Source organism: Rhizobium sp. 01N447_2 (genome assembly GCF_056399245.1).
Genome location: NZ_JBFTQY010000051.1, coordinates 1 through 19,335 on the forward strand (window position 1 = coordinate 1; position 19,335 = coordinate 19,335).

Sequence of the window (19,335 nt, forward strand, 5' to 3'; positions counted from 1 at the left end):
CCTTCGCGCCGTGGATGGGGCGATGGAAGCCGTTGCGGGTGCATGGTCCATCCGGCCGGGCGCCGAAGGATGGCATCAAGACGATGATCGAGGGCATGAAGATGATGACCCAGTGGCACACCGACTCTTTCAACGCCAGTCCGATGGGCGATGGCTACGAGGTCGAGGTCAATGAGTTCGATTTCCGTGACGACAACGGCGTTTGCTACGACAAGGATGGGGTCGTCATTCGCCACTGGCGGCGATCGCACACCAAGGACGGCGCCTCGGCCTACCGTCTCGACTGGAACGGTCTGTCCTTCGTCTGGACTGGCGACGGGCGTCCGGACGAACTCTCGCTGGAACTGGCCAAGGGCGTCGACGTGTTCGTGACCGAAGTGCAGCCGGACACGGCCAACCTCCAGGCATTGAAAATGGGCATGCCGCCCGTCATCGTCACCACGACAATCGATCAGGCTCACAGCCCGCATTATGCGGTTGGCTACATGTTCGATAAGATACAGCCGCGTCTCGCGATGGTCACACACGTCACTTACGACGAGGAACTGATCCCGGAAATCACCGCGGGGATTCGGGTCCATTACAGCGGATTGTTCCAGTTCGGTGCGCCTGATGTCGTGGTCGTCAACGTCACCAAAGACGCTGTCTGGACGCGCAAAGCTGCCATTCCCGAAGCAGGCAACATGGCTCGCCCGAGCCCACGAGACGCTGTCGGCCTGTTCGACCTGAGCCCGACCAATCTGGAGGTCAGGTTCCCCAACCCCCGGCATACGGTTGCCGATATGCAGGAGCAGGACGTCCGCGACCGGGAGATCGAGCCCAGGCTGTACTATCCGCCGGATGTCTATCGCGAGCCGCAGCGCAATTTCCCGAAGGACTTCAGGATCGACGTCCGCCAGGTCATCCAGAGAAAGGTCCGGGAAACCCAGGTCAAACTCACGCAGGAGCAGGAAAAACTCCAGCAGATCATCGATAAGCTTGATGACTGAGACAGCGGTGGTTCACGACATCAGCGACGTCGAGATGAGCGCGATTGCTCGCACACAAGCCGTCCCCCTAACCGTTCTGACGGGCTTTCTCGGCGCGGGCAAGACGACGCTTCTCAATCGCATTCTCACGGGCCATCACGGTCTTCGCGTCGCTGTGCTGGTAAACGACTTTGGCGCGACCAATATCGATGCCGAACTCGTTGTCGGATTGGAGAACGACGGAACCCTCGTCAGTCTCGCCAATGGCTGCGTTTGCTGCAACATCCGCGACGATCTCGTCGCTGCGGTGATGCACGTGATAGAGCGTCCCGAACAGCCCGAATACATCCTGCTCGAGGCGAGCGGGGTGGCGGACCCATCCGGCATCGCACTCACCTTCATGGGCAACGACCTGCGCGACCGCATCAGGCTGGACAGCATCATGTGCATCATGGACGCGGAGCAGATCTTCGCGGCACCGGAGATGATGGAGCTGAAGCTTCGCCAGGTGGCATTCGCAGACATGCTGATCCTCAACAAGATCGACCTTGTCCCGCCTGAGGAGATCAAGCGGATCAAGGCATGGCTCGACGATCGTTTCCAGCGCTATCGTCTCGTCCAGGCATCCCACGGGAATGTACCGCTGGAGATCCTGTTGTCGGCCGGTTGCTTCGATCCCTTGCGGCTCGATGCCATGCCTCCCCGCGAAAAACCCGGCCATCCCTCCGACTGCCGCGATCCCGGTTGCGGGCATCACCATCATCATCATCGGCACGATCACGCTCAAGCCTTCGCGACCTGGAGCTACGAGAGGCAAGAGCCCCTCTCACTGGAAGCACTCCGGGAAACGGCGCGCAAGCTTCCCGCCGGCATCTATCGATGCAAAGGCATAGTTCGTACCGTCGAAGAACCCACGCGCCGGGTCATTCTTCAGGTTGTCGGCAAGCGTGTGGACATCGCAGTAGGGGATGAATGGAACGGCCGGGAACCATGGACCCGGATCGTCGCCATCGGAGCGCATGATGGAGTGGATGGAGCCATGCTGCACGCGCTCTTTGACCATTGCCGCAGCAGCTCCGTTTCATAGAAAACCGGCAATGTCGCGAGGCAGTCCGATACTTCGAAGTCGACGCGATCCTGTTGAAGCCGGCTCGGCAGAGGTTCAGGGAGACGACACGATGAGTTTTGTGCCGACAGTTGTCGAGATGACCGATATGTTTTCGCGTGCAGCCGCTCCCGCTTTTTTCCTCGGGGCGGTGGCGGCCTTTATCTCTTTGCTGACGGCACGACTGGGTGCCGTCGTTGCCAGGGCCAGGCTTTTGAACGCAATCCCGGACGGTTCGGAAAAAGCGCAGATGAAGAATGACGTTCCGCGCCTCAAGACCCGCGCGAGGCTCCTCAGAAACGGCATTCTCCTGTCGTTGGGCAGCGGCTTATGCGCAGGACTGCTGCTCGGCATTGTTTTCGCAACCGGGTTCTTCGGGCTTCGCTATTCCTACGGAGCCGGCATTCTTTTCATCGTGGCAACACTGCTCCTCTGCGGAGCGATCGTTCGGTTTGCTCAGGACGTGATCATGGACTTGCACGAATTCGACTATCTGGAGTGAGCGAGGGCTCGATCATAGGCAGAGTAGCCGACGGATGCAGCGCGATCACGCTTTCGCCGAGCGAGCATGACGATCGCAAGAGATCATCGACGGGAGGCTTTCGCAGACACTCCCGCCCGGCCCCGCCTGCCCCAAGGACAAGAGTTGAGCCTGGCCCCCTCGCCCAACACACACCCTTTCGATCAGATTTTACCGATGTCTTTCAGAGGTTCGAAAACACCCTTCGATATATCGCGTAAAAAAGGGGGATCGAATGCTGGATGTGCTTTTCTCTTTCCGTGGGCGGGTGGCAAGGCTGCAGTATTTCTGCACGAGCACATGCATCGGCCTTGTCTTCGGCGCAGTGCTAGCTGCTGTTCTGCTGGTGATGAGGCAGCAGGGCACCAAGGACTTCTTCACGGTCTTGATTGCGCTGGGGATCCTGTGCGGACCGCCCCTTCTGTGGGTTAGCTACAGCTTGCAAGCTGCAAGAATACGCGACATGGGTTTCAAGCCGAAGCCCATTCTGTTGGGAGTGATCTCACTCAACATCTTTGTTTTTTTCGTCGCGCTGCTTTTTTCCGGCTCTGCCGCTGTATCGGCATTCTCCACAATCGCCAAGATCGCCAATTTTACATTGAATGCGTCACTCCTGTTTTGCCCGAGCGATTATCGTTTCACTTGGACATCCCCTGATACCGATGAGCCCCAGCGACGCGAACCGCCCGTGGCACCTAGGCATCGCGTGACGACGACCGACGTTCCCAGACCTCAGGTCAATGGTGCAAGAACTGCATTTGGACGCCGGGGAATGGAAGGACAGTGACGTCGATCGTTCGATGCCACGGCACGAACGTCCTCGACCGGTAACCGAACCCCTAAGGAAGATCGGTCCTGTCCGCGTTGATTTTTGCAGCACGAGTGCTGGCGGGAGCCTTTTCAAGGCCCAATGCGCGGGCAATGACGTCAACCGGTAAGTCGCTCTCACGGGAAGCTCGACCGCCAACCGGGTCTGCCGAAAGCCTGAAGACATACTCATAGCATTTCAGGTGCGGTTTCTCGATGTAGGAGCAGCCCAATATGGGCAACGGATACCAGCTCAAGGTCTGCGCGGTTCCGGCATAGACGCTCACTGATTTACCGCTGGCATCGGTCAACGTGAATTCCTTCAATTCGAAGGGAAGCAGGAAACCCTCCGATTTTTGATAGGCCCTGGATTTGACCGCGATCCGGCTTGGCGGGGGTGCGGCCGGGTATCGGATGACGCAGAGGCCATGAACGAGTTTATTGTTCTCCTGATATCCGGAGGGCGATATATCCTTTTTCCATAAGCCGCTTCGCCGGTCCCATGCTTTCTGGCAAATGTCGCGACCACCCATTGTGAAGGCCAGCAATTTGCTCCCGCCTGTCTGCCGCGCAAAGGCGACGGGGGCGTCGTAACTCCCCACCAGACGGGACGCGACGCCGGACATGGCTTCCTCTCCGTCAAGCACCACCGTCTGAGACGCGGGATCGAAGCCTAGCGTCTTGCCCTCGTTCATCCGTTCGACTTCGGATCGCAGGTCCGACAGGCGGATCTGGCTCAAGGTTGCGGCAGCCGCGTTTCCACCGAACCAGAGCGCCGGAAAGATCAGCAGAATTCTCGGAGACTCGCCGAAGGCCGATTCAAAAATCATCGCCAGAAAGCCGAGATTGAGCAGCAAGATCGGCCAGGCCATAACCGCGAGAAAAAACAGAATCTCGCTGACGACAGGCACCATCTGGAGGAAATAGGCGACTGCAGTGATGGCAAAAAACACTCTCGATGGTGTCGTCAATCGGATCATCAGCGGCGGCTCCAACGCTTTGATGCCGACGAGTACCAGCGGCTCGTAAACAACTGGGAAATTTCAGCCTCAAGTGGTATCGGGAATGCGAGCGAGATCCGCTGCGGGTGTAGAAGCGTCAGCCGCAAGATTGCGCCGCCGGCGCGCTCCGCGTGGCCGCAACATTGATACAAGAAGCCGTGACACCCATGGGTGGAAAAAATCAAAGGATGAGCTAATTAGCAAGACCATCAAAATTTGGAGCGAGCCTTGGATTCCGAATCCCCTCAGCCACTCACAGCTCGCTTTCCTGTCGGTGGCGGGGAAATTGGCCGGCTGATCCAGACTCGCGACTGGAGCAAAACGCCGCTCGGTCCTCTCGACCTCTGGCCGCAAAGTCTGAAGACGGCCACCGGCTGAGGATCCGATCGACACCCTGATGATCGATCAGCGCGGTTGCGGGCCTGTCAATCCGAGCGCCAGCGTGATGTCGTTGATGATCCCCAGTCGCGCTTCGATCACCGCGATTTTCTCAGGCGTATCGGCACCAAAAGCCTCGATATCGAGGAACATTTGCTCGCAGCCGCCTGGCGTGACCGTGCCGAACATCTGGCCGGGTTCCTCGCCTATGTTTCGCCAGCTGTGGGGTACATGTGGCGGCAGAACGACGACGGTTCCCACAGGCGCGTCGAACGCCTCGTCGCCGCATTGGAATCGATAGAGCCCGCGGATGACCCGAAAGAATTCCGTCTCCCGGGTGTGCGTGTGCGGGGCGGGACCATGACCGGGCGGCGTGAAGGTTTCCCACATCCCGAACGCGCCGCCGGTCTCGGCGGCCGTGGCATGGATGACGATCCTCGCGCCGAAGGGCGTGCTCGCCACGCGCTCCTTGCCGGGCAAAGAGACGACGGCGTTCCTGAAACTGGACATATCCACTTCCCCCTCGATTGCATTCTGTGAGCGGAGCCCTGCACCTCACCCTTGCGGCGCCGGCTCATTGAGCATCGCTTCGATATTGTATTCGTCGGGATCGAGAACGAAGCAGGCATAATAGTTCTCTTCATATTCCGGCCTCGGGCCGGGCGCGCCATTGTCCCGGGCGCCGGCTTCGAGCGCGGCCTGATAAAACGCCTCGACCTCCGCCCTGCTCCGAACCCGAAAGGCAACGTGCACACGCGTCAGAGGCGGCTTATCGTCGGTGTGCTGGATCTCGAACAGGCTGCCGCCGACATCGAAGGCCCAGAACACGCCCTCCTTCCCGAAGGAGAGGCGATAACCCAGAGGTTCGAAAGCGCGCTCATAGAACAATTTGCTCCTCTCAAGGTCACTCACTGCGATGGTGATATGATCGATCATGCCGTGCCCTCCCTATCGTTCCAGCGTCCCATCATAGTCGAAATCGCCGCGGCGGAAAAACAGACGACTGTGATGGCGAAGGGTGAATGCCAGATCAGCAGTCCCTGCCCAAACAGAGCGGACTCGCCCACACCCGCAGCCACCTGCCCGGCAGACGGCAAAAGCCCCGCCAATCATTGACGAGGCTGCACATACTGAAAATCGGTCGGCATTCCATCCTGGGAGGAACACAAGCCCGGGAAACAATCACGCCTGTGCCTGAAGGACCGGCCCTCCGACTTTCCAATCTCGCCGACGTACTGCCACCATTCCGGCGGCCGGACGATCGCAATCGATATATCGAGGCTCTCAGGATGGCGGGGCTACCGGAGTAGCTGCCGCTTCAGCGGCTTCTTCTTCGGAACGAAGGGGGTCATGCCGGGCTATTGCCGACCCCCTATCGGCTAATTGCGAAACGATGCTGCTTCGTGCGAAATTGCCATGCTATGAACCACACGGGCGAAGTTCTCATTCTCACCGGGCCGCCGGGCTCGGGAAAAACCACGACGGCCGAGGCGCTCGCCAGCGAGCCCGGCCCGCCGAAGGTCCATCTTCATTCCGACGACTTCTGGCATTTCATCAAGAACGGCGTGATCCCGCCCTATCTGCCGGAAGCACATGAACAGAATATCGTTGTCGTCGACGTGTTGACGAAGGCGGCGGCAGGCTATGCCGGCGGCGGCTACTTCGTCGTCGTGGACGGCATCGTCGGGCCGTGGTTCCTGGAACCGTTCCGGAAAATCGCGGCACCCCTCCACTACGTGATTCTGCGTCCGCCGCTCGATGTCGCCATCCGGCGCTGCCGGGAGCGTGGCGGCAACACGCTGACCGATCCCGGCCCTATTGCAGAGCTCCATCGACAGTTCTCATCGCTGGGTGCGTTTGAGCGACATGTTCTGTCGACGGATGGGCACGACAGGAAGGAGACGCTGGGCGCCGTTATCCAAGCCGTGCAAAGCGGAGCCTTCCGGCTGGCGTCATGACGCCAAGCCATCGACCTTCAGCGCAAACGCGCCCTCGCCGCCCTTTGCAGTTCGCCGCTTCACAGTTCGCCGGGTGACATTCATGAACCCAACTCATAAGCCCATGCCGATATCACCGGCTAATCGATACCAACCTTTGCCCTTAGGTTACGATCAAACCTGAGGAGGACATCCGCATGATCAAACGCAAGCTGGGCCAAAGAGGCCCTGACGTATCGGCAATCGGTTTCGGCTGCATGGGGCTGAACTATCATCGCGGGCCGGCGATGGAGCGCGGCGATGCCATTGCACTCTTGCGGGCGGCGCATGAGCGGGGCGTGACCTTCTTCGACACGGCAGAGGCCTACGGGCCGTTCACCAATGAGGATCTCGTCGGCGAGGCGCTGGCGCCGATCCGTGATGAGGTGGTGATCGCGACGAAATTCGGCTTTAGGGATGGCCGGCCGGAAGTCGGCCTGGATAGCCGGCCGGAACGCATCCGTGTGGTCGTCGAAGAAGCCCTCAAGCGGCTTCGCACCGATCGCATCGATATCTTCTACCAGCATCGGGTCGACCCTGACGTGCCGATCGAAGAGGTGGCGGGCACGGTGAAGGATCTGATTGGCGCCGGCAAAGTGCTGCATTTCGGCCTATCCGAAGCTGATGCCGGCTCTATCCGCCGCGCCCATGCGGTCCAGCCGGTCACCGTCTTGCAAAGCGAATATTCGCTCTGGTGGCGCAACCCGGAACGGGAAATCCTGCCCGTCGTCGAAGAACTCGGCATCGGCTTCGTGCCCTATAGCCCGCTCGGCCGCGGGTTTCTGGCCGGCAAGATGGACGAAAACACCAGTTTCGAAGGCGGCAACGACCACCGCAAGACCAATCCGCGCCTTTCGGCCGAAAACCGCAAGGCAAACCAGCCGGTGGTCGATGCGATCGAGGCGATCGCTAGCCGCAGAAACGCGACCGCAGCCCAGGTCGCTATCGCTTGGCTGATGGCCCGCAAGCCCTGGATCGTCCCCATTCCCGGCACCACCAAGCTGCACCGGCTGGAAGAGAATATCGCCGCCGCCGACATCACCTTCACATCGAAAGAACTGGCAGAGATCGACGCGGTCTTTTCTGGCATCGAAATCCACGGCGACCGCTACTCCGCAACGTCGGCTGCTCGCGTCACGCGGTGAGCCGACGACACCGATCGTTCGATGCGTCAGCTCGAACATCCTCGTCTCTCGGGTGCGCCGGGGCCGGATGGATGCTGGAAGCAGCGTTGCAGCATGTCCTTCGAGGCTCCGCCCTATGGGCTGCGCGCCTCAGGATGAGGGCCATTGGAGGATGCCGCACCCAACAATGAGCGTGAGAGAATGTCTCCCGGCTCCCGTTGCGCCACCGTCTCGCGCCAGTGCGCCGTCCGCCAACGCCAAAGAGAGCCTCATCCTGAGGTGCCCCGCAGGGGCCTCGAAGGACGAGGCGGGCGTTCCGGCATCCGATGGATGCAGGGAGCGGCGCCCTCAGTCCTCGACCGTAAATCCCCACGCCGAGGGCTCGATCAATTCGCGCGGCGGCAGCATTTCCTTGAGGTCGACAGGGCGGCGTTTGAGCTCGGCGGCGGTGTAGATTTCACCGTCCCCACCCCAAGCCCAAGCGTCGACTTTCAGGGGCACGCCATCCGGCGTCAAACATTCCATTCTGCCCGCGTCTGCAGAGTCGGGCGTCATGTTGAACCAGGCGCAGGATTCACCAAGGTGATTATCTCTACGTTTCACGTCGGCCTGACCTCTTTCAGCGTAGAGTTGATTGAACGGTTGTGCGGGATCAAGCGGCGAGCGGAAAGCTTGAAGACTATATTCGCGCTTGGAGTAAATGAGGTTGATTCCCTGGTTTTCGAGGTCGTTCCAAACCGTGAATCGCACCGATCCGTCCTTGCCGCGACGCTCTTCGGATTGCCAGGGATAATGCCTGAGGATTCTGAGGTCTGAGTGCATGCCGGTCATTCTGGCTTCAAAGTCGACGCGATCTGCGGGCCTATCTGGATAGTCCCTGAACGGCTTCAGCCAGAACCCGGGATCGAAGAGCCTCTTCGGGGGCCTGACTTCGGAATCCGCAACAGGTTTTCGCTCGAGCCTGACCAATCGCGTTTCGGTCATGAGCTCCTTGCTACTGAACAAGACCTTTTCGCCAATTTCAATGCCGTCACCTGACAGGCAGCTGAGCCAGATCGGTCCATCCTGCGAGCCTTTGCGGGTGATCTCCGACCATTTGCAAGCTTCACCGGCCCGACTCTCTGCATCCCCGGTTTCCCTTGCTTCCCGCGGCTTGGTCTTGTCGATGTCGACCCTCGTAAAGTCTTCGTCGCCGAACCTTCTCGTCCATAACACGACGTTATCAAGGGCGCTTCCATAGGCGATGTTTGCCTCATTGCCTTGGATCTCTTCGACCCGGGTCCAGCCGTCGTGATGAAAGACCGAGCGCGAATATTCATTCGGCTTATGATGGAAAGGATAGGGATCTCGGACGGTCATCGAAGCCTTGTAGTCAGGAACATTCCGGCTGGCGGAAAAAGGGACGCCACCGGCATCGCCGGTGCCGGCCGGGAGTACCCCTGCACCTACTGCGAGCAGAAAGACCCACGCCACGACACGTCTAGATTGCACCTCGCCGATATTTGCAAGCAAGAGAATTCCCGGATCGGGGCTTTGCCCCCTGAGTGACTCCTGAGAGGAATCCAATATTCATTCAAGCAAAAGTTGAGGATTTATAGTGAAAAATTTCTTTGCATGCTTGATTTTGGCAGTGGCGGTGATTTCGCTTTCGAGTTGCACAACGACCTCCAATAGCTTCAGACAAAAGTCCAAATCGATAACGGCGCTTAGTGGCGAAAGGACGCGGATAGGTCAGACCTGGCATATCAACAACGATTGCAGCCATGCCGATTATCCGGCTACGCATATCGTGGAGCAGCCTAAGCATGGCCGTCTCCAGATCGTCCACGAACCGGTCTTTCCCAATGCAGCGGGAAAGCTGGCGAAATGCCGGACGGTCAAGGTGGGAGGCGTCGTTGGCTACTATACATCGGAGCCAGGCTACATCGGCAGCGACAGGATCGTCCTCAGCTCCCCCTATGGAGACGGGAAGATCGAGGAAACCGTGATGAACGTGAACGTCATCAAATAGCAGGCGCCTGTTGAGGTCGGGGTGACGGTTCGTTTCACCGAGCCGCGGCCTCCAAGAAACCCACAAACCGCCCGCGAGAGAACGCGCCCCTCTTCCCCCATGCTTGGGCTTGTCCCGAGCATCTGTTCGCGTCAAACTGCAATCGCCCGCTAGAAAACGCAGGCAACCGCATCATCATCCGGAATCCGCCTCAAGCGCAGATGATCAGTCCTGCCCTTGCAGGCGGTCCATCACCTGGAGCAGCAGATCCGCGCAGGCCTTCATCGGTTCGTCCTCGGCGCATTTCAGGTCGATCTTGGTGTTGCCGTCCTCGATGCGGAAATGGGCGGCCTTGGAGGGCGGCGGGAGCATCGGACGATGACCGCGGAAGCCCCTGTCGCCACGGAAGCCGCCGTCGCCGCCGAAGCCCATCTCGCCTCTCGGGCCATGCCATTGGCGATCGGGGCGATCGGGACGTTCTCTCGCGTCCGGCCGGTCCATCATCGGCCCATCCATCATCGACCCATCGTCACCGGAGGCAGACGGAGGCGCTGGCGGCGGCGGCGAAGGCGGTGTGCTGGGCTCGGCCGCGGCGGGCGGAGTGCCGGCCGATGGCGGGATGGGCGTTTGTTGCGCGAAAGCGACGCCGGCGAGCGCGGCAAGGGCAATGCCTGAGAGAAGAAGTCTTTGCATGGGAACGTTCCTGTGTCGGAGATATCAACTGCGTAGGTAAACACCGCAGCGCGGCTTTGGTTCACGCCTGTCAGGGCCTGTGATCGAAATCTGCAAATCGTCTGTGGGGCGGGCCTTTCGGCGGACGCAGCGCTTCGGTTCGTCCATCCTGGCGAACAAGGTAGCTCGCATGCACGAAGCCGTCATCGAAGCGTCCCTGGACGGTGACGGCTTCATCCTTCGCGACAAGGTCCCCATCCTCGCCAGCCCGGCCGGTTTCAACAAGCGCCTTGCCGCTCTCGTCCTGCAGCACGAACCTGTTGCCGTAGATCTCGGCGACCTTGCCCTTGATGGTGATGAGGCTTGATGCCGGCATCGCCGAAATCGCCACGGGCGTCAGCGGCGCCATTTCGGGTGTGGGACGCATCATCTTCACGGCGCTCGCGCCCCCGGCAGCACCGATAATAAGCGCCACGGCCGCGGCGATCACGGGGATCGCCAGCCGGCGCCGGCGCGGCACGGGCGTTGCGCCTTCGGCATGTTCGTTGTCCTGGTCTTCATCAGGCATATATCTGCTCCTTGCTTCAGTAATGGCCGCAATCTAGCCGCCACACCCCCTCGCCTGCCTGAACCTCTCCGTTCAGATTGAGTTAAGCTCGGCCCGATAGTTTTGACCCGTTCCCAGAGATGCTCTGCGATGAAAGCCCTGCCCCATGCGCGTACTGCTCGTCGAAGATGACGAAGACCTGAGCGGCCGGATTGCCGCCGTGCTCCGATCGGAGAACTTCGTCGTCGATATCTCTCGCAACGGCGAGGACGCTCTCCATGCGGGGCTGACCGAACTCTTCGATGTCGCGATCCTCGACCTCGGCCTGCCGAAGATCGATGGCGTCAGCGTGCTGAAGGGCTGGCGCGAGGGCGACCGCAACCTGCCGGTTCTGGTGCTGACGGCGCGCGACGGCTGGCCGGATAAGGTCTCGAGCTTCAAGGCCGGCGCCGACGATTTCCTCGCCAAACCGTTCAAGGTGGAGGAACTGGTGCTGCGCCTGCGCGCCCTGGTGCGCCGGGCGTCCGGTCACGCCGCCTCGCGGCTCGTCTGCGGCGCGCTGGTCTTCGATGCGCAGCTCGGTACCTTCGAGCTCGACGGCCTGCCGCTGAAGTTGACGGCGCTGGAATGGCGGGTGCTCTCCTGCTTGATGCTGCGCAAGGAGATGATCGTCGACCGGCGTGAACTCACCGAGCGCGTCTATGACGGCGATGCCGAAGTCGACTCCAATTCCATCGAGGTCATCATCGCCCGCCTGCGCAAGAAGCTCGGGGCCGATCGGATCGAGACGGTGCGCGGCCGCGGCTATATGCTGACGGCAGCAGTGGCGCCATGAAGGCCCCGTCCCTCAAACCGAGATCGATCGCCGGCCGGCTGCTGATGTTTTCGGGCATCTTCGTGACGCTGGCGCTTGTCGTCGCCGCCATCGTGCTGTGGCTGGCGCTGAAGACGGTAGTGCGCGAGCAGATCGACCAGCGTCTCGACACCCAGATCAACGCGCTTGCTGGCGCGGTGATGCGTGACGCTGTGGGACGGATCGCCCTCTCCGCGCCGCTCGATGCGCCGCCCTTCGATCGCCCCTCCTCCGGCTGGTACTGGCAGATCGACGACGGGCAGCAACGCCTGACCTCGCGCTCCCTGATGAACGGCACGATCGACGCACCGCCGCCACGGCAGGACCTGCGCCATGTGCTGATGGGCATGCCAACATCAGGCAGCGGCGGTGATCGGGGAAGAGGGCCGCTCTACCTGCGCCAAGCCGTGCGCAGCATTGACGGCATGACGCTGACGATCACCGCGACGGCGCCGATGATCGCCCTCGTCGGCCCGGCGCTCCGCGCTCTCTTCTGGCTGGTGCCCTGCATGCTGCTGCTCGGCCTTGTGTTGATGGCCGGCACGCTCTGGCAGATCCGCTTTGGTCTCAGCCCACTGAAATCCATGGCGGCCGATATCGATGCCATCAACCGGGGAGAACGCGCCCGCCTGCCGGATGAAGCGACCGTCGAGCTTGCGCCGCTCTCGCTGAAAACCAATGCGCTGCTGGCAGCCAATGAGGAAAGGCTCTCGGCGACGCGCATGCAGTTCGCCAATCTCGCCCACGGCCTCAAGACCCCCGTGGCGAGCCTGCTGCTCGCGCTCGACGAGAAGAACGATCCGCAAGGCGCTTTACGCAGCCTCGCAGCCCGCATCGACAACAGGATCAAACACCACCTCGCCGCCGCCCGCCGCGTGATGGCCTCGTCGGACAATGTCGCCAGCACCGACCTCGCGGTCTCCGTCGCCGATCTCCACCGGGCAATCAGCCAGATCCACGCCGAACGCAACATCGCCTTCGACACCGATATCGCGCCGGGCCTGCGCGTCGCCTGCGACGAAAGCGATGTCGAGGAAATGCTCGGAAACCTGATCGACAACGCCTTCAAGTGGGCCGCCTCCCACGTCACCCTCCGCGCCCACCGCGACGGCCCAACCGCCCGCATCACCATCGAGGACGACGGTCCGGGCATACCGCCGGATCGGCGCGATGCCGTGCTGCTGCCGGGTGTGCGGGAGGACGAACACGTGCCGGGCAACGGGTTTGGGCTGAGTATCGTCAACGAACTCGCGGGATTGTATGGTGGGTCGCTGGTGCTCGAGGTAAATGGGGCGGTGGGGTTACGGTGTGTGTTGTGTTTGCCGGTGGTGGTGGGGTTGGTTCCTGCGTGATGACGACAAGCTAAACAATGGCATCATTCGTTCAGATGAGCTCAACCCGTGACAAGGCTGTGGAGGCGGCGCCAAGCGATCGTGCTTCGGAGGGCCGGGGCCGCTTCAGCTATATCCGCCAGTAATGCTGGAAGTTCGTGGGGCACGTAAGAAGGCTGTAAGCCGATAACCCGATCAGCGACATCCAGAAACTCATGTGGCCAACGTTTCGCCAAGGGGTCGGCTTGTCAGCTTCAACAGTACAGACGACATATCCCGCCTCTTCGAAGGTTTCCTACTCGCACTCAGCGGCTTCGGCCTGACGCAGGGATGTCATCGTTGTGGCCAGCATCGCGGCCGCGATCAGCTGGTCGTGTTTCAGCTAGGTCATCAGTGCCACCCCTCTTTCAAATCGCCATCTATCCTGCGTGTTATTGTTGATCAGGGAATCAATAAATGACCGGTAGCTAAACGTGGCAGAGTCGGAAAAACGTGATGACAAGTTTACTTGGACATACGCAATCTGGTTTTTGCCGTACCTGGCGCAAAATTGGCTATGGTGGCTGGCCCCCAAATGGGACTGGTGGATCATCGGCCTTATCACTCTCGCGCTGACCGTGATCGCCGTGACCGGTTCCATCTGCATCAACTTGGCGCGGCGGCGCTGGTGGCGTGTCGTGTCGCTCTTGATCACGCCCCTTCCGTGGCTAGTCATTATTTACATCGTTGCTGCTACCGGCATAACGCCCGACAGCGTTCGATTTGCTTTGAACAAGCAAACGTATCTGGCAGAGATCGAACGAACCGATGTGACGAGCGGTGAGCCGCGATTCAGGACATTTGCATTGGACAGTATGTTCAAGGCGATAACATCCACGACGCTTGTGTATGATGAGAGTGATGAGATTGCCTTGCCCAGCGGCGAGCAATCCGCCGCCTGGCAACAGCGAACCCAAAAATTGTGCTCGGAAAAGAAAGAATGCGTCAATCTCTATCCTGGTTCGGACTGGCCCTTCAGCGTCAGCAAAGTTGGCGAACACTTCTATATTGTGTATCAAAACGTCATTGACGCGTTTCCCTAGCGACCGATCGTCATTGCCGGGATAAGGCCGGCGTCCTGCGATCGGCGTCCTGTCATCGGCGCTTCTGCGTCTTCCGGTTTTGTGCTTTCCACCGCGGCTCGGCTCGCGATCGCGAGGAAGTCGTCGCAAAGGCGCGCGCGAGAACAGCGGTCCGGTTCGCGTAAGGGAGTCCTGTCACGGCCGCCACCTCGCCGATGGGGGCAGGAAACGTACGATAGCGTTTTATCTCGATAGGATGCCCGCTTTTGGCGCAAGGCTGCTTTCGCGACCTATCCCTGAAGCGTAATTCTCAGCTCCCGGCTTGATGCTCCCTCCCTCAAAGCAGCAACCCAGCCCCTTCCCGGTCACCGCCGCTCCCGCTGACACGTCTTTCGCCTCGCCTCTGCCTTGTTGCTCGAGTATCCTGACGCCCGATTCGCCGTCCGCAAACGAGGGTGGGCATGAACGAAACATCAAAGGAGAGCGCGATGACGGACGCCAAGAGCGGCATTTCTGGACTACGGCCGCATATTACAGTCATCGGCGTTGGTGGTGGTGGTGGCAATGCGATCAACAATATGATCGCGGAAAAGCTGGCAGGCGTCGAATTCGTCGCCGCAAACACGGATGCTCAGGTGCTGGCCACCTCCAAGGCGACGCGCCGCATCCAGCTTGGCGCGAATGTGACGGAGGGTCTCGGCGCCGGTTCGCTGCCTGAGGTCGGCCATGCGGCTGCCGAAGAGTCGCTCGATGAGATCATGGATCACCTGGCCGGCTCGCACATGTGCTTCGTCACCGCCGGCATGGGCGGTGGAACGGGCACGGGTGCTGCACCTGTCATCGCCCGCGCTGCGCGTGCCGCCGGCATCCTGACGGTCGGCGTCGTCACCAAGCCCTTTACCTTCGAAGGCAACCGCCGCATGCGGATGGCGGAAATCGGCATCGAGGCGCTTCGCCAGGCGGCCGATACGGTCATCGTTATTCCCAATCAAAACCTCTTTCGCATTGCTGATGCAAAAACGACGTTCGCCGATGCCTTCATGACGGCCGACCGCGTGCTCTATGCCGGCGTCGGCTGCATAACCGATCTGATCGTCAAGGAAGGCCTTATCAACCTCGATTTTGCCGACGTGAAGTCGGTCATGTCAGGCATGGGCCGTGCGATGATGGGTACCGGCGAAGCCTCCGGTGAAAGCCGCGCGATGAAGGCGGCGGAAGCAGCAATTGCCAACCCGCTTCTCGACGATATCTCGATGCGGGGCGCCAGGGGCGTGCTGATCTCGATCTCCGGCGGTTCGGATATGACGCTGTTCGAAGTGGACGAGGCGGCAAGCCGCATTCGCGACGAAGTCCAGGAAGACGCCGATATCGTCGTCGGCGCGATCTTCGACCGCAGCCTCGACGGCAAGTTCCGTGTCTCGGTGGTGGCGACCGGCCTCGAAGGCAGCCCGCTGCCCGCATCCGCGCCTCACGCCGCCGAGCAGGTTCAGACGCGCACGCTGCAGTAAGCGCAGCGGCGCGACATATCCGAGCACAACAGCCTGCCGCGTCTTTTCAGACGCGCGGCGCTGTCGTGCTTCAATGTCCTGCGCTCCGGGGAAATCGCCGCGATCACCGGTCGTTGATTCGCGATCACCTGTCGTTGATCGTGGGAAGGTGCGTTTCGACCTCTACGCGGCGCTTGTCATCCAACGGCTCAATGTGCTTCTGCCAGAAGGCCTCGGCCTCCGGCGTGTCATCATCCCAGTGGCGGATCTTGACGATATTGTCATCGATCTTGGCCAGCCGTTTGCCGCCAAGCCGCAGGTATTCGTCCGCCAGTTCTTTCGATCGGGTCGTTTGCATGTCGTGCTMCTCCATAGGCGAACCGAAAGGCCGATCGTCATTACCGGGTTGGCCGGCAATCGGCATCCCCGTTATCGGCGCTTCTGCGCCTTCCAGGTAAACAGCATGGCGGGTTCATGGTTCCAATTCATCGGCCGAAACCGGTCCACGCGGCCGGCTGAAGGCGTCGGCCGCCATCCATGTTCAGCACGGCCCGCCGCTCTCGCTGCCGGAACAGCCGGAGACGCCTCGTACTGGCTGGAGAGCGGCCTTGTCCGGAACGGCAAGACTGCATACGTCGGGGCGATCTCGACCGCAGCCTCGACGGCAAGTTCCGCGTCTCAGTGGTAGCGACCGGCCTGGAAGGCAGCCCGCTGCCCGCATCCGCGCCTCACGCCGCCGTTAAACGCCCCGCCGTCAAGAGAACGGGCGGGGCGGCGTCGGCATTCGAGCGGTAAGGCCCATTAGAGCGCCGTGCGTCCTTTCGGGCGCACAAAGGACGCTCTAACACTTTCAATCCTCGCATCGTGCTTTCCGAAAATCGATTCCGATTTTCGGGCCGATGMGCTAGACGAACAGGACGTCCGAGATATTGTGCACCACGGAGATTTCGTCGGTCCCGGTGTTGGTGAGGTAGAGATTATCCGCCGCTGAGTCATAGACCACGTTGGTGATCAAGTCGTCTCCCGGTATGGCGATGTTGACGTCAACCGTTGTCTTGACCCCGGTTTCGAAGTCGAAGGCCGTGCCGATATGCTCGCTGTTGGAGGAATCGCCGAAGAAGAACGTGCCGTCGACGGCAAAGCCGTAGCCGAGCCCGCCGGCAGCGAAGGTCTTGGACTCGATCGGGTTTAGCGTGTCGGGATCGATTTTGGAGACCTGCCAGATGGCATCATCGATGCGGCCGACGACGTAAATGCCGGTCGAATCCTGCATCGTATTGACGGCTGTGAATCCACCCCAGTCGAACGTACCCGCCCCATTCTCGCCGATAAGGTCCGGGATCGGGTCGCCCCGCTGATCGGACGATCCGTCGGCGGCATCCCACTTTGCGAGATAGGTCTGATCGGGGAAAGGGTCCTCCTCGCCTCTCGCCTCGTTGGTTCGGCCGATGATCTCGCCGCCGCGGACCGAAAAATAGGTTCCGCCGATGTCATATTCGCCCTTGTCATAGTCGCCGAGAGAGATGGCGCCGCTGGCGTTGTCGGCTTCAAATGCCGCGGCGTTGTCGTAAACGCTCACCATGGAATCATCTGGGAAACCATGGCCGGAGCTGACGTAATACTTGCCCGTTAGCGGATCGACCGCGACCCCCTGGAGTTCGTAATGGTCCAGGAAGGGGCGCACCACATCCGCCTGGGCCTCGACATGATCGGTGTTCAACGACTTCCCGTCCGTCACGCCGTCGACGGTCAGGGTGATCACGCCGGCATCCGCGTGACCGGCGCCGTCAGAGACCTTGTAATATTGGAGTTTCTCGGTGACATGCTCGCCGTCATCGAGGCCCGCCTTGACGGCTGGATTGAGATCGTAGGTGAAGCTTCCATCGCTTGCGAAATGGAAGGTGCCGAATTCACCCGCCACGTCGGTCGTCTGCCCTTGCCCCTGACTGGCAGGAATGCTCGTGCCCTCGACCGAGCGCAGGAAGAGCGTGCCCGCCTCTCCCGGGTGATCATTGGCGAGCACGTTGCGGGCCATCTCGCTTCCTTCGCGGAAGGAGAAGGCGTCGTCGACCGCGACCGGCGGGCTCGTGACCCCGTGAATGTCGAGCGTGAAATGGCCGACATCGGTATTGCCGGCGCCGTCGGAGATCTTGTAGCCGATCGTCTCCGTCAACGTCATTCCGTCAACGAAGCCCGCCTTGGCCGCCTCGTTCAGCGTATAGGTATAAGAGCCGTCGGCCTTGACGTGAAACGTGCCGTATTCACCCTCGATATCGGTGATCTGCCCGGCCGTCTTGGCGAGAACCCGCTCGCCATCGAAGAAGTTGAGGAACATGTTGCCGGAGCCCCCGGCCAGATCATTATCCAGCAGATTGCCCGAGATCACGTCATTCTCGGAAGCGCTGCTGACATCATCAACCGCCACAGGTTTTGCAAGCACTGTCATGGATATCTCCTTCAAGATCCATTCGCCTTGGTCTATCGGGAGGAAAGCAGCTGACACCGGCACGGTCAACGAATTTTCTAGCAGGAGTAGTATTTTAGCTTTTCACAGCTTTGTCATGCTTGGAGGCTTCGCCCCAGGCGGATGCCGCCGACGCAGACAGCACCATCAAGACCGACGCGGCGACCAAGACCGCGGCGAGGCGATGAAGGCCGCTATATCATCGATCGACCAATGCCTCACCTCAGCCCACCAGCTCCCTGATCTTCGTCGCATCCTCCGCCGTCGCCGGGTTGTACACCACCATGCTGAGATCCGGCCGGCCATCCACCTGGAAGGCGGAATATTCGAAAGCGAGTGGGCCGAGGATGGGGTGTTTGATGTGCTTGGCGCCCTCGCCGTGGCTGCGCACGTCGTTGTCGCGCCACATCGCCAGGAATTCGGGGCTTTTGCGGCAGAGTTCGTCAACGAGGGGCTCGACCTCGGCCGCAGCACCCGCGCGGGCCGCATCCACGCGGAAGGCGGCGACGACGAAGCGGGCGACACTTTCCCAGTCGTACTGGGCGGCGCGTACGCGCGGATCGAGGAAGATGAAGCGCAGCACGTTGCGCTCTTCCGGCGGCAGCGCGCCGTAGTCGGTTAGAAGCACAGTCGCCGCCCGGTTCCAGGCAATCACGTCCCAGATGGCGTTGCGGATCAGCGCCGGGCTCGGGTCCAGCGCATCGAGCACGCCCTGCAACCTCGGCGTCACGCCCTCTTGCCTGTGGTAGCGCACCTCAGGTGGCCGGCCGAGGCCGATGAGGAAGAGATGCTCGCGCTCGACATCCGTCAGCATCAGCGCGCGCGAGATCCGGTCGAGCACGTCGGCAGACGGCGCCCCGCCGCGCCCCTGCTCCAGCCAGGTGTACCAGGTTGGGCTGATATTGGCGCGGCTCGCCACCTCCTCGCGGCGCAAACCCGGCGTGCGCCGCCTCTCCCCCGCAAAGCCAAGGGCGGCGGGATCGAGTCTGACGCGGCGACCCTTCAGATAGGCGCCGAGCCGGTTGTCCGAGGTGACGAATTCACTCATCCT

General features: G+C 60.9%; 21 protein-coding genes. 11 read left to right on the top strand and 10 right to left on the bottom strand.

Annotation, left to right across the window (positions count from 1 at the left end; translation table 11 throughout):
* The 4 genes from gntH to AC1ECN_RS26780 form a co-directional block, all read left to right on the top strand.
* Positions 1-989: guanitoxin biosynthesis MBL fold metallo-hydrolase GntH (gntH, locus tag AC1ECN_RS26765; protein WP_477954629.1), on the top strand; the 989-nt coding region annotated here is incomplete at its 5' end.
* Positions 982-2,055 (top strand): CobW family GTP-binding protein, encoded by a 1,074-nt coding sequence (locus AC1ECN_RS26770; protein WP_245484726.1) that lies wholly within the window; start codon positions 982-984, stop codon positions 2,053-2,055. The genes gntH and AC1ECN_RS26770, both read left to right, overlap by 8 nt.
* 91 nt (positions 2,056-2,146) lie before the next feature.
* Positions 2,147-2,575 carry a DUF2721 domain-containing protein gene (locus AC1ECN_RS26775; RefSeq protein ID WP_024322468.1) on the top strand — a complete coding sequence of 143 codons (429 nt, stop codon included), beginning with the start codon at positions 2,147-2,149 and terminating at the stop codon, positions 2,573-2,575.
* A gap of 253 nt (positions 2,576-2,828) precedes the next feature.
* On the top strand, positions 2,829-3,380 hold the full coding sequence (locus tag AC1ECN_RS26780; protein ID WP_018074361.1) for a DUF805 domain-containing protein: 552 nt from the start codon (positions 2,829-2,831) through the stop codon (positions 3,378-3,380).
* Between the two features lie 52 nt (positions 3,381-3,432).
* Here the strand turns inward: AC1ECN_RS26780 and AC1ECN_RS26785 are convergent, their stop codons facing one another.
* The 3 genes from AC1ECN_RS26785 to AC1ECN_RS26795 all read right to left on the bottom strand — a co-directional run bounded on the left by AC1ECN_RS26785 (position 3,433) and on the right by AC1ECN_RS26795 (position 5,715).
* Positions 3,433-4,395, bottom strand: a complete 963-nt coding sequence (locus tag AC1ECN_RS26785; RefSeq protein WP_164582012.1) for a hypothetical protein — start codon at positions 4,393-4,395, stop codon at positions 3,433-3,435.
* Positions 4,396-4,806: 411 nt separating this feature from the next.
* Positions 4,807-5,289 (bottom strand): cupin domain-containing protein, encoded by a 483-nt coding sequence (locus AC1ECN_RS26790; RefSeq protein WP_050566567.1) that lies wholly within the window; start codon positions 5,287-5,289, stop codon positions 4,807-4,809.
* Positions 5,290-5,334: 45 nt separating this feature from the next.
* A complete protein-coding gene (locus AC1ECN_RS26795; RefSeq protein WP_018074358.1) occupies positions 5,335-5,715 on the bottom strand; it encodes a VOC family protein in 381 nt (126 codons plus the stop codon).
* 485 nt (positions 5,716-6,200) lie between these two features.
* On the opposite strand from AC1ECN_RS26795, the gene AC1ECN_RS26800 reads away from it, so the two are divergent.
* Positions 6,201-6,737 carry an ATP-binding protein gene (locus AC1ECN_RS26800; protein ID WP_024322473.1) on the top strand — a complete coding sequence of 179 codons (537 nt, stop codon included), beginning with the start codon at positions 6,201-6,203 and terminating at the stop codon, positions 6,735-6,737.
* A gap of 176 nt (positions 6,738-6,913) precedes the next feature.
* The gene (locus AC1ECN_RS26805; protein WP_130655830.1) at positions 6,914-7,900 is read left to right on the top strand and encodes an aldo/keto reductase; all 987 of its coding nucleotides are present in this window, start codon (positions 6,914-6,916) and stop codon (positions 7,898-7,900) included.
* A gap of 327 nt (positions 7,901-8,227) precedes the next feature.
* On the opposite strand, the gene AC1ECN_RS26810 is transcribed toward AC1ECN_RS26805, so the two are convergent.
* Together AC1ECN_RS26810 and AC1ECN_RS26815 are read right to left on the bottom strand one after the other, a co-directional pair.
* Positions 8,228-9,391: a hypothetical protein gene (locus AC1ECN_RS26810; RefSeq protein ID WP_245484727.1), complete on the bottom strand. Its 1,164-nt coding sequence runs from the start codon at positions 9,389-9,391 to the stop codon at positions 8,228-8,230.
* Between the two features lie 61 nt (positions 9,392-9,452).
* Positions 9,453-9,644, bottom strand: a complete 192-nt coding sequence (locus AC1ECN_RS26815) for a hypothetical protein (protein WP_477954647.1) — start codon at positions 9,642-9,644, stop codon at positions 9,453-9,455.
* On the opposite strand from AC1ECN_RS26815, the gene AC1ECN_RS26820 reads away from it, so the two are divergent.
* Entirely contained in the window at positions 9,576-9,890 is a 315-nt protein-coding gene (locus tag AC1ECN_RS26820; protein WP_477954646.1) for a hypothetical protein, read from the top strand. The genes AC1ECN_RS26815 and AC1ECN_RS26820 overlap by 69 nt on opposite strands.
* A 204-nt stretch (positions 9,891-10,094) precedes the next feature.
* On the opposite strand, the gene AC1ECN_RS26825 is transcribed toward AC1ECN_RS26820, so the two are convergent.
* Together AC1ECN_RS26825 and AC1ECN_RS26830 are read right to left on the bottom strand one after the other, a co-directional pair.
* On the bottom strand, positions 10,095-10,562 hold the full coding sequence (locus AC1ECN_RS26825; RefSeq protein WP_018074352.1) for a hypothetical protein: 468 nt from the start codon (positions 10,560-10,562) through the stop codon (positions 10,095-10,097).
* Positions 10,563-10,632: 70 nt separating this feature from the next.
* Positions 10,633-11,109 (bottom strand): hypothetical protein, encoded by a 477-nt coding sequence (locus AC1ECN_RS26830; protein ID WP_075224018.1) that lies wholly within the window; start codon positions 11,107-11,109, stop codon positions 10,633-10,635.
* 145 nt (positions 11,110-11,254) lie between these two features.
* On the opposite strand from AC1ECN_RS26830, the gene AC1ECN_RS26835 reads away from it, so the two are divergent.
* The 4 genes from AC1ECN_RS26835 (at position 11,255) to ftsZ (ending at position 15,841) form a co-directional block, all read left to right on the top strand.
* A complete protein-coding gene (locus tag AC1ECN_RS26835) occupies positions 11,255-11,923 on the top strand; it encodes a response regulator transcription factor (protein ID WP_075224019.1) in 669 nt (222 codons plus the stop codon).
* A complete protein-coding gene (locus AC1ECN_RS26840) occupies positions 11,920-13,293 on the top strand; it encodes a sensor histidine kinase (RefSeq protein ID WP_130672812.1) in 1,374 nt (457 codons plus the stop codon). The genes AC1ECN_RS26835 and AC1ECN_RS26840 overlap by 4 nt, the downstream gene beginning before the upstream one ends.
* 452 nt (positions 13,294-13,745) lie before the next feature.
* Entirely contained in the window at positions 13,746-14,354 is a 609-nt protein-coding gene (locus tag AC1ECN_RS26845; RefSeq protein WP_130672813.1) for a hypothetical protein, read from the top strand.
* Positions 14,355-14,821: 467 nt separating this feature from the next.
* Positions 14,822-15,841 (top strand): cell division protein FtsZ, encoded by a 1,020-nt coding sequence (gene ftsZ / locus AC1ECN_RS26850; RefSeq protein WP_003560594.1) that lies wholly within the window; start codon positions 14,822-14,824, stop codon positions 15,839-15,841.
* Between the two features lie 124 nt (positions 15,842-15,965).
* Here ftsZ and AC1ECN_RS26855 read toward each other — a convergent pair whose 3' ends face one another.
* From AC1ECN_RS26855 to AC1ECN_RS26865, 3 genes are all read right to left on the bottom strand, one after another.
* Positions 15,966-16,178 carry a hypothetical protein gene (locus tag AC1ECN_RS26855; RefSeq protein ID WP_003560596.1) on the bottom strand — a complete coding sequence of 71 codons (213 nt, stop codon included), beginning with the start codon at positions 16,176-16,178 and terminating at the stop codon, positions 15,966-15,968.
* 546 nt (positions 16,179-16,724) lie between these two features.
* Positions 16,725-18,266: an Ig-like domain-containing protein gene (locus AC1ECN_RS26860; RefSeq protein WP_130672815.1), complete on the bottom strand. Its 1,542-nt coding sequence runs from the start codon at positions 18,264-18,266 to the stop codon at positions 16,725-16,727.
* 241 nt (positions 18,267-18,507) lie between these two features.
* Positions 18,508-19,332, bottom strand: coding sequence for a helix-turn-helix transcriptional regulator (locus AC1ECN_RS26865; RefSeq protein ID WP_130672816.1), 825 nt, complete (start codon positions 19,330-19,332; stop codon positions 18,508-18,510).
* Between the last annotated feature and the right edge of the window lie 3 nt (positions 19,333-19,335).

Bases quoted from the DNA above. Each gene is read 5' to 3' on its own strand.
- AC1ECN_RS26770 (WP_245484726.1), top strand. From the start codon at position 982: ATGACTGAGACAGCGGTGGTTCACGACATCAGCGACGTCGAGATGAGC.
- AC1ECN_RS26775 (WP_024322468.1), top strand. From the start codon at position 2,147: ATGAGTTTTGTGCCGACAGTTGTCGAGATGACCGATATGTTTTCGCGT.
- AC1ECN_RS26780 (WP_018074361.1), top strand. From the start codon at position 2,829: ATGCTGGATGTGCTTTTCTCTTTCCGTGGGCGGGTGGCAAGGCTGCAG.
- AC1ECN_RS26790 (WP_050566567.1), bottom strand. From the start codon at position 5,289: ATGTCCAGTTTCAGGAACGCCGTCGTCTCTTTGCCCGGCAAGGAGCGC.
- AC1ECN_RS26795 (WP_018074358.1), bottom strand. From the start codon at position 5,715: ATGATCGATCATATCACCATCGCAGTGAGTGACCTTGAGAGGAGCAAA.
- AC1ECN_RS26800 (WP_024322473.1), top strand. From the start codon at position 6,201: ATGAACCACACGGGCGAAGTTCTCATTCTCACCGGGCCGCCGGGCTCG.
- AC1ECN_RS26805 (WP_130655830.1), top strand. From the start codon at position 6,914: ATGATCAAACGCAAGCTGGGCCAAAGAGGCCCTGACGTATCGGCAATC.
- AC1ECN_RS26815 (WP_477954647.1), bottom strand. From the start codon at position 9,644: ATGGCTGCAATCGTTGTTGATATGCCAGGTCTGACCTATCCGCGTCCT.
- AC1ECN_RS26825 (WP_018074352.1), bottom strand. From the start codon at position 10,562: ATGCAAAGACTTCTTCTCTCAGGCATTGCCCTTGCCGCGCTCGCCGGC.
- AC1ECN_RS26830 (WP_075224018.1), bottom strand. From the start codon at position 11,109: ATGCCTGATGAAGACCAGGACAACGAACATGCCGAAGGCGCAACGCCC.
- AC1ECN_RS26835 (WP_075224019.1), top strand. From the start codon at position 11,255: ATGCGCGTACTGCTCGTCGAAGATGACGAAGACCTGAGCGGCCGGATT.
- AC1ECN_RS26840 (WP_130672812.1), top strand. From the start codon at position 11,920: ATGAAGGCCCCGTCCCTCAAACCGAGATCGATCGCCGGCCGGCTGCTG.
- ftsZ (WP_003560594.1), top strand. From the start codon at position 14,822: ATGACGGACGCCAAGAGCGGCATTTCTGGACTACGGCCGCATATTACA.
- AC1ECN_RS26855 (WP_003560596.1), bottom strand. From the start codon at position 16,178: ATGCAAACGACCCGATCGAAAGAACTGGCGGACGAATACCTGCGGCTT.
- AC1ECN_RS26860 (WP_130672815.1), bottom strand. From the start codon at position 18,266: ATGACAGTGCTTGCAAAACCTGTGGCGGTTGATGATGTCAGCAGCGCT.
- AC1ECN_RS26865 (WP_130672816.1), bottom strand. From the start codon at position 19,332: ATGAGTGAATTCGTCACCTCGGACAACCGGCTCGGCGCCTATCTGAAG.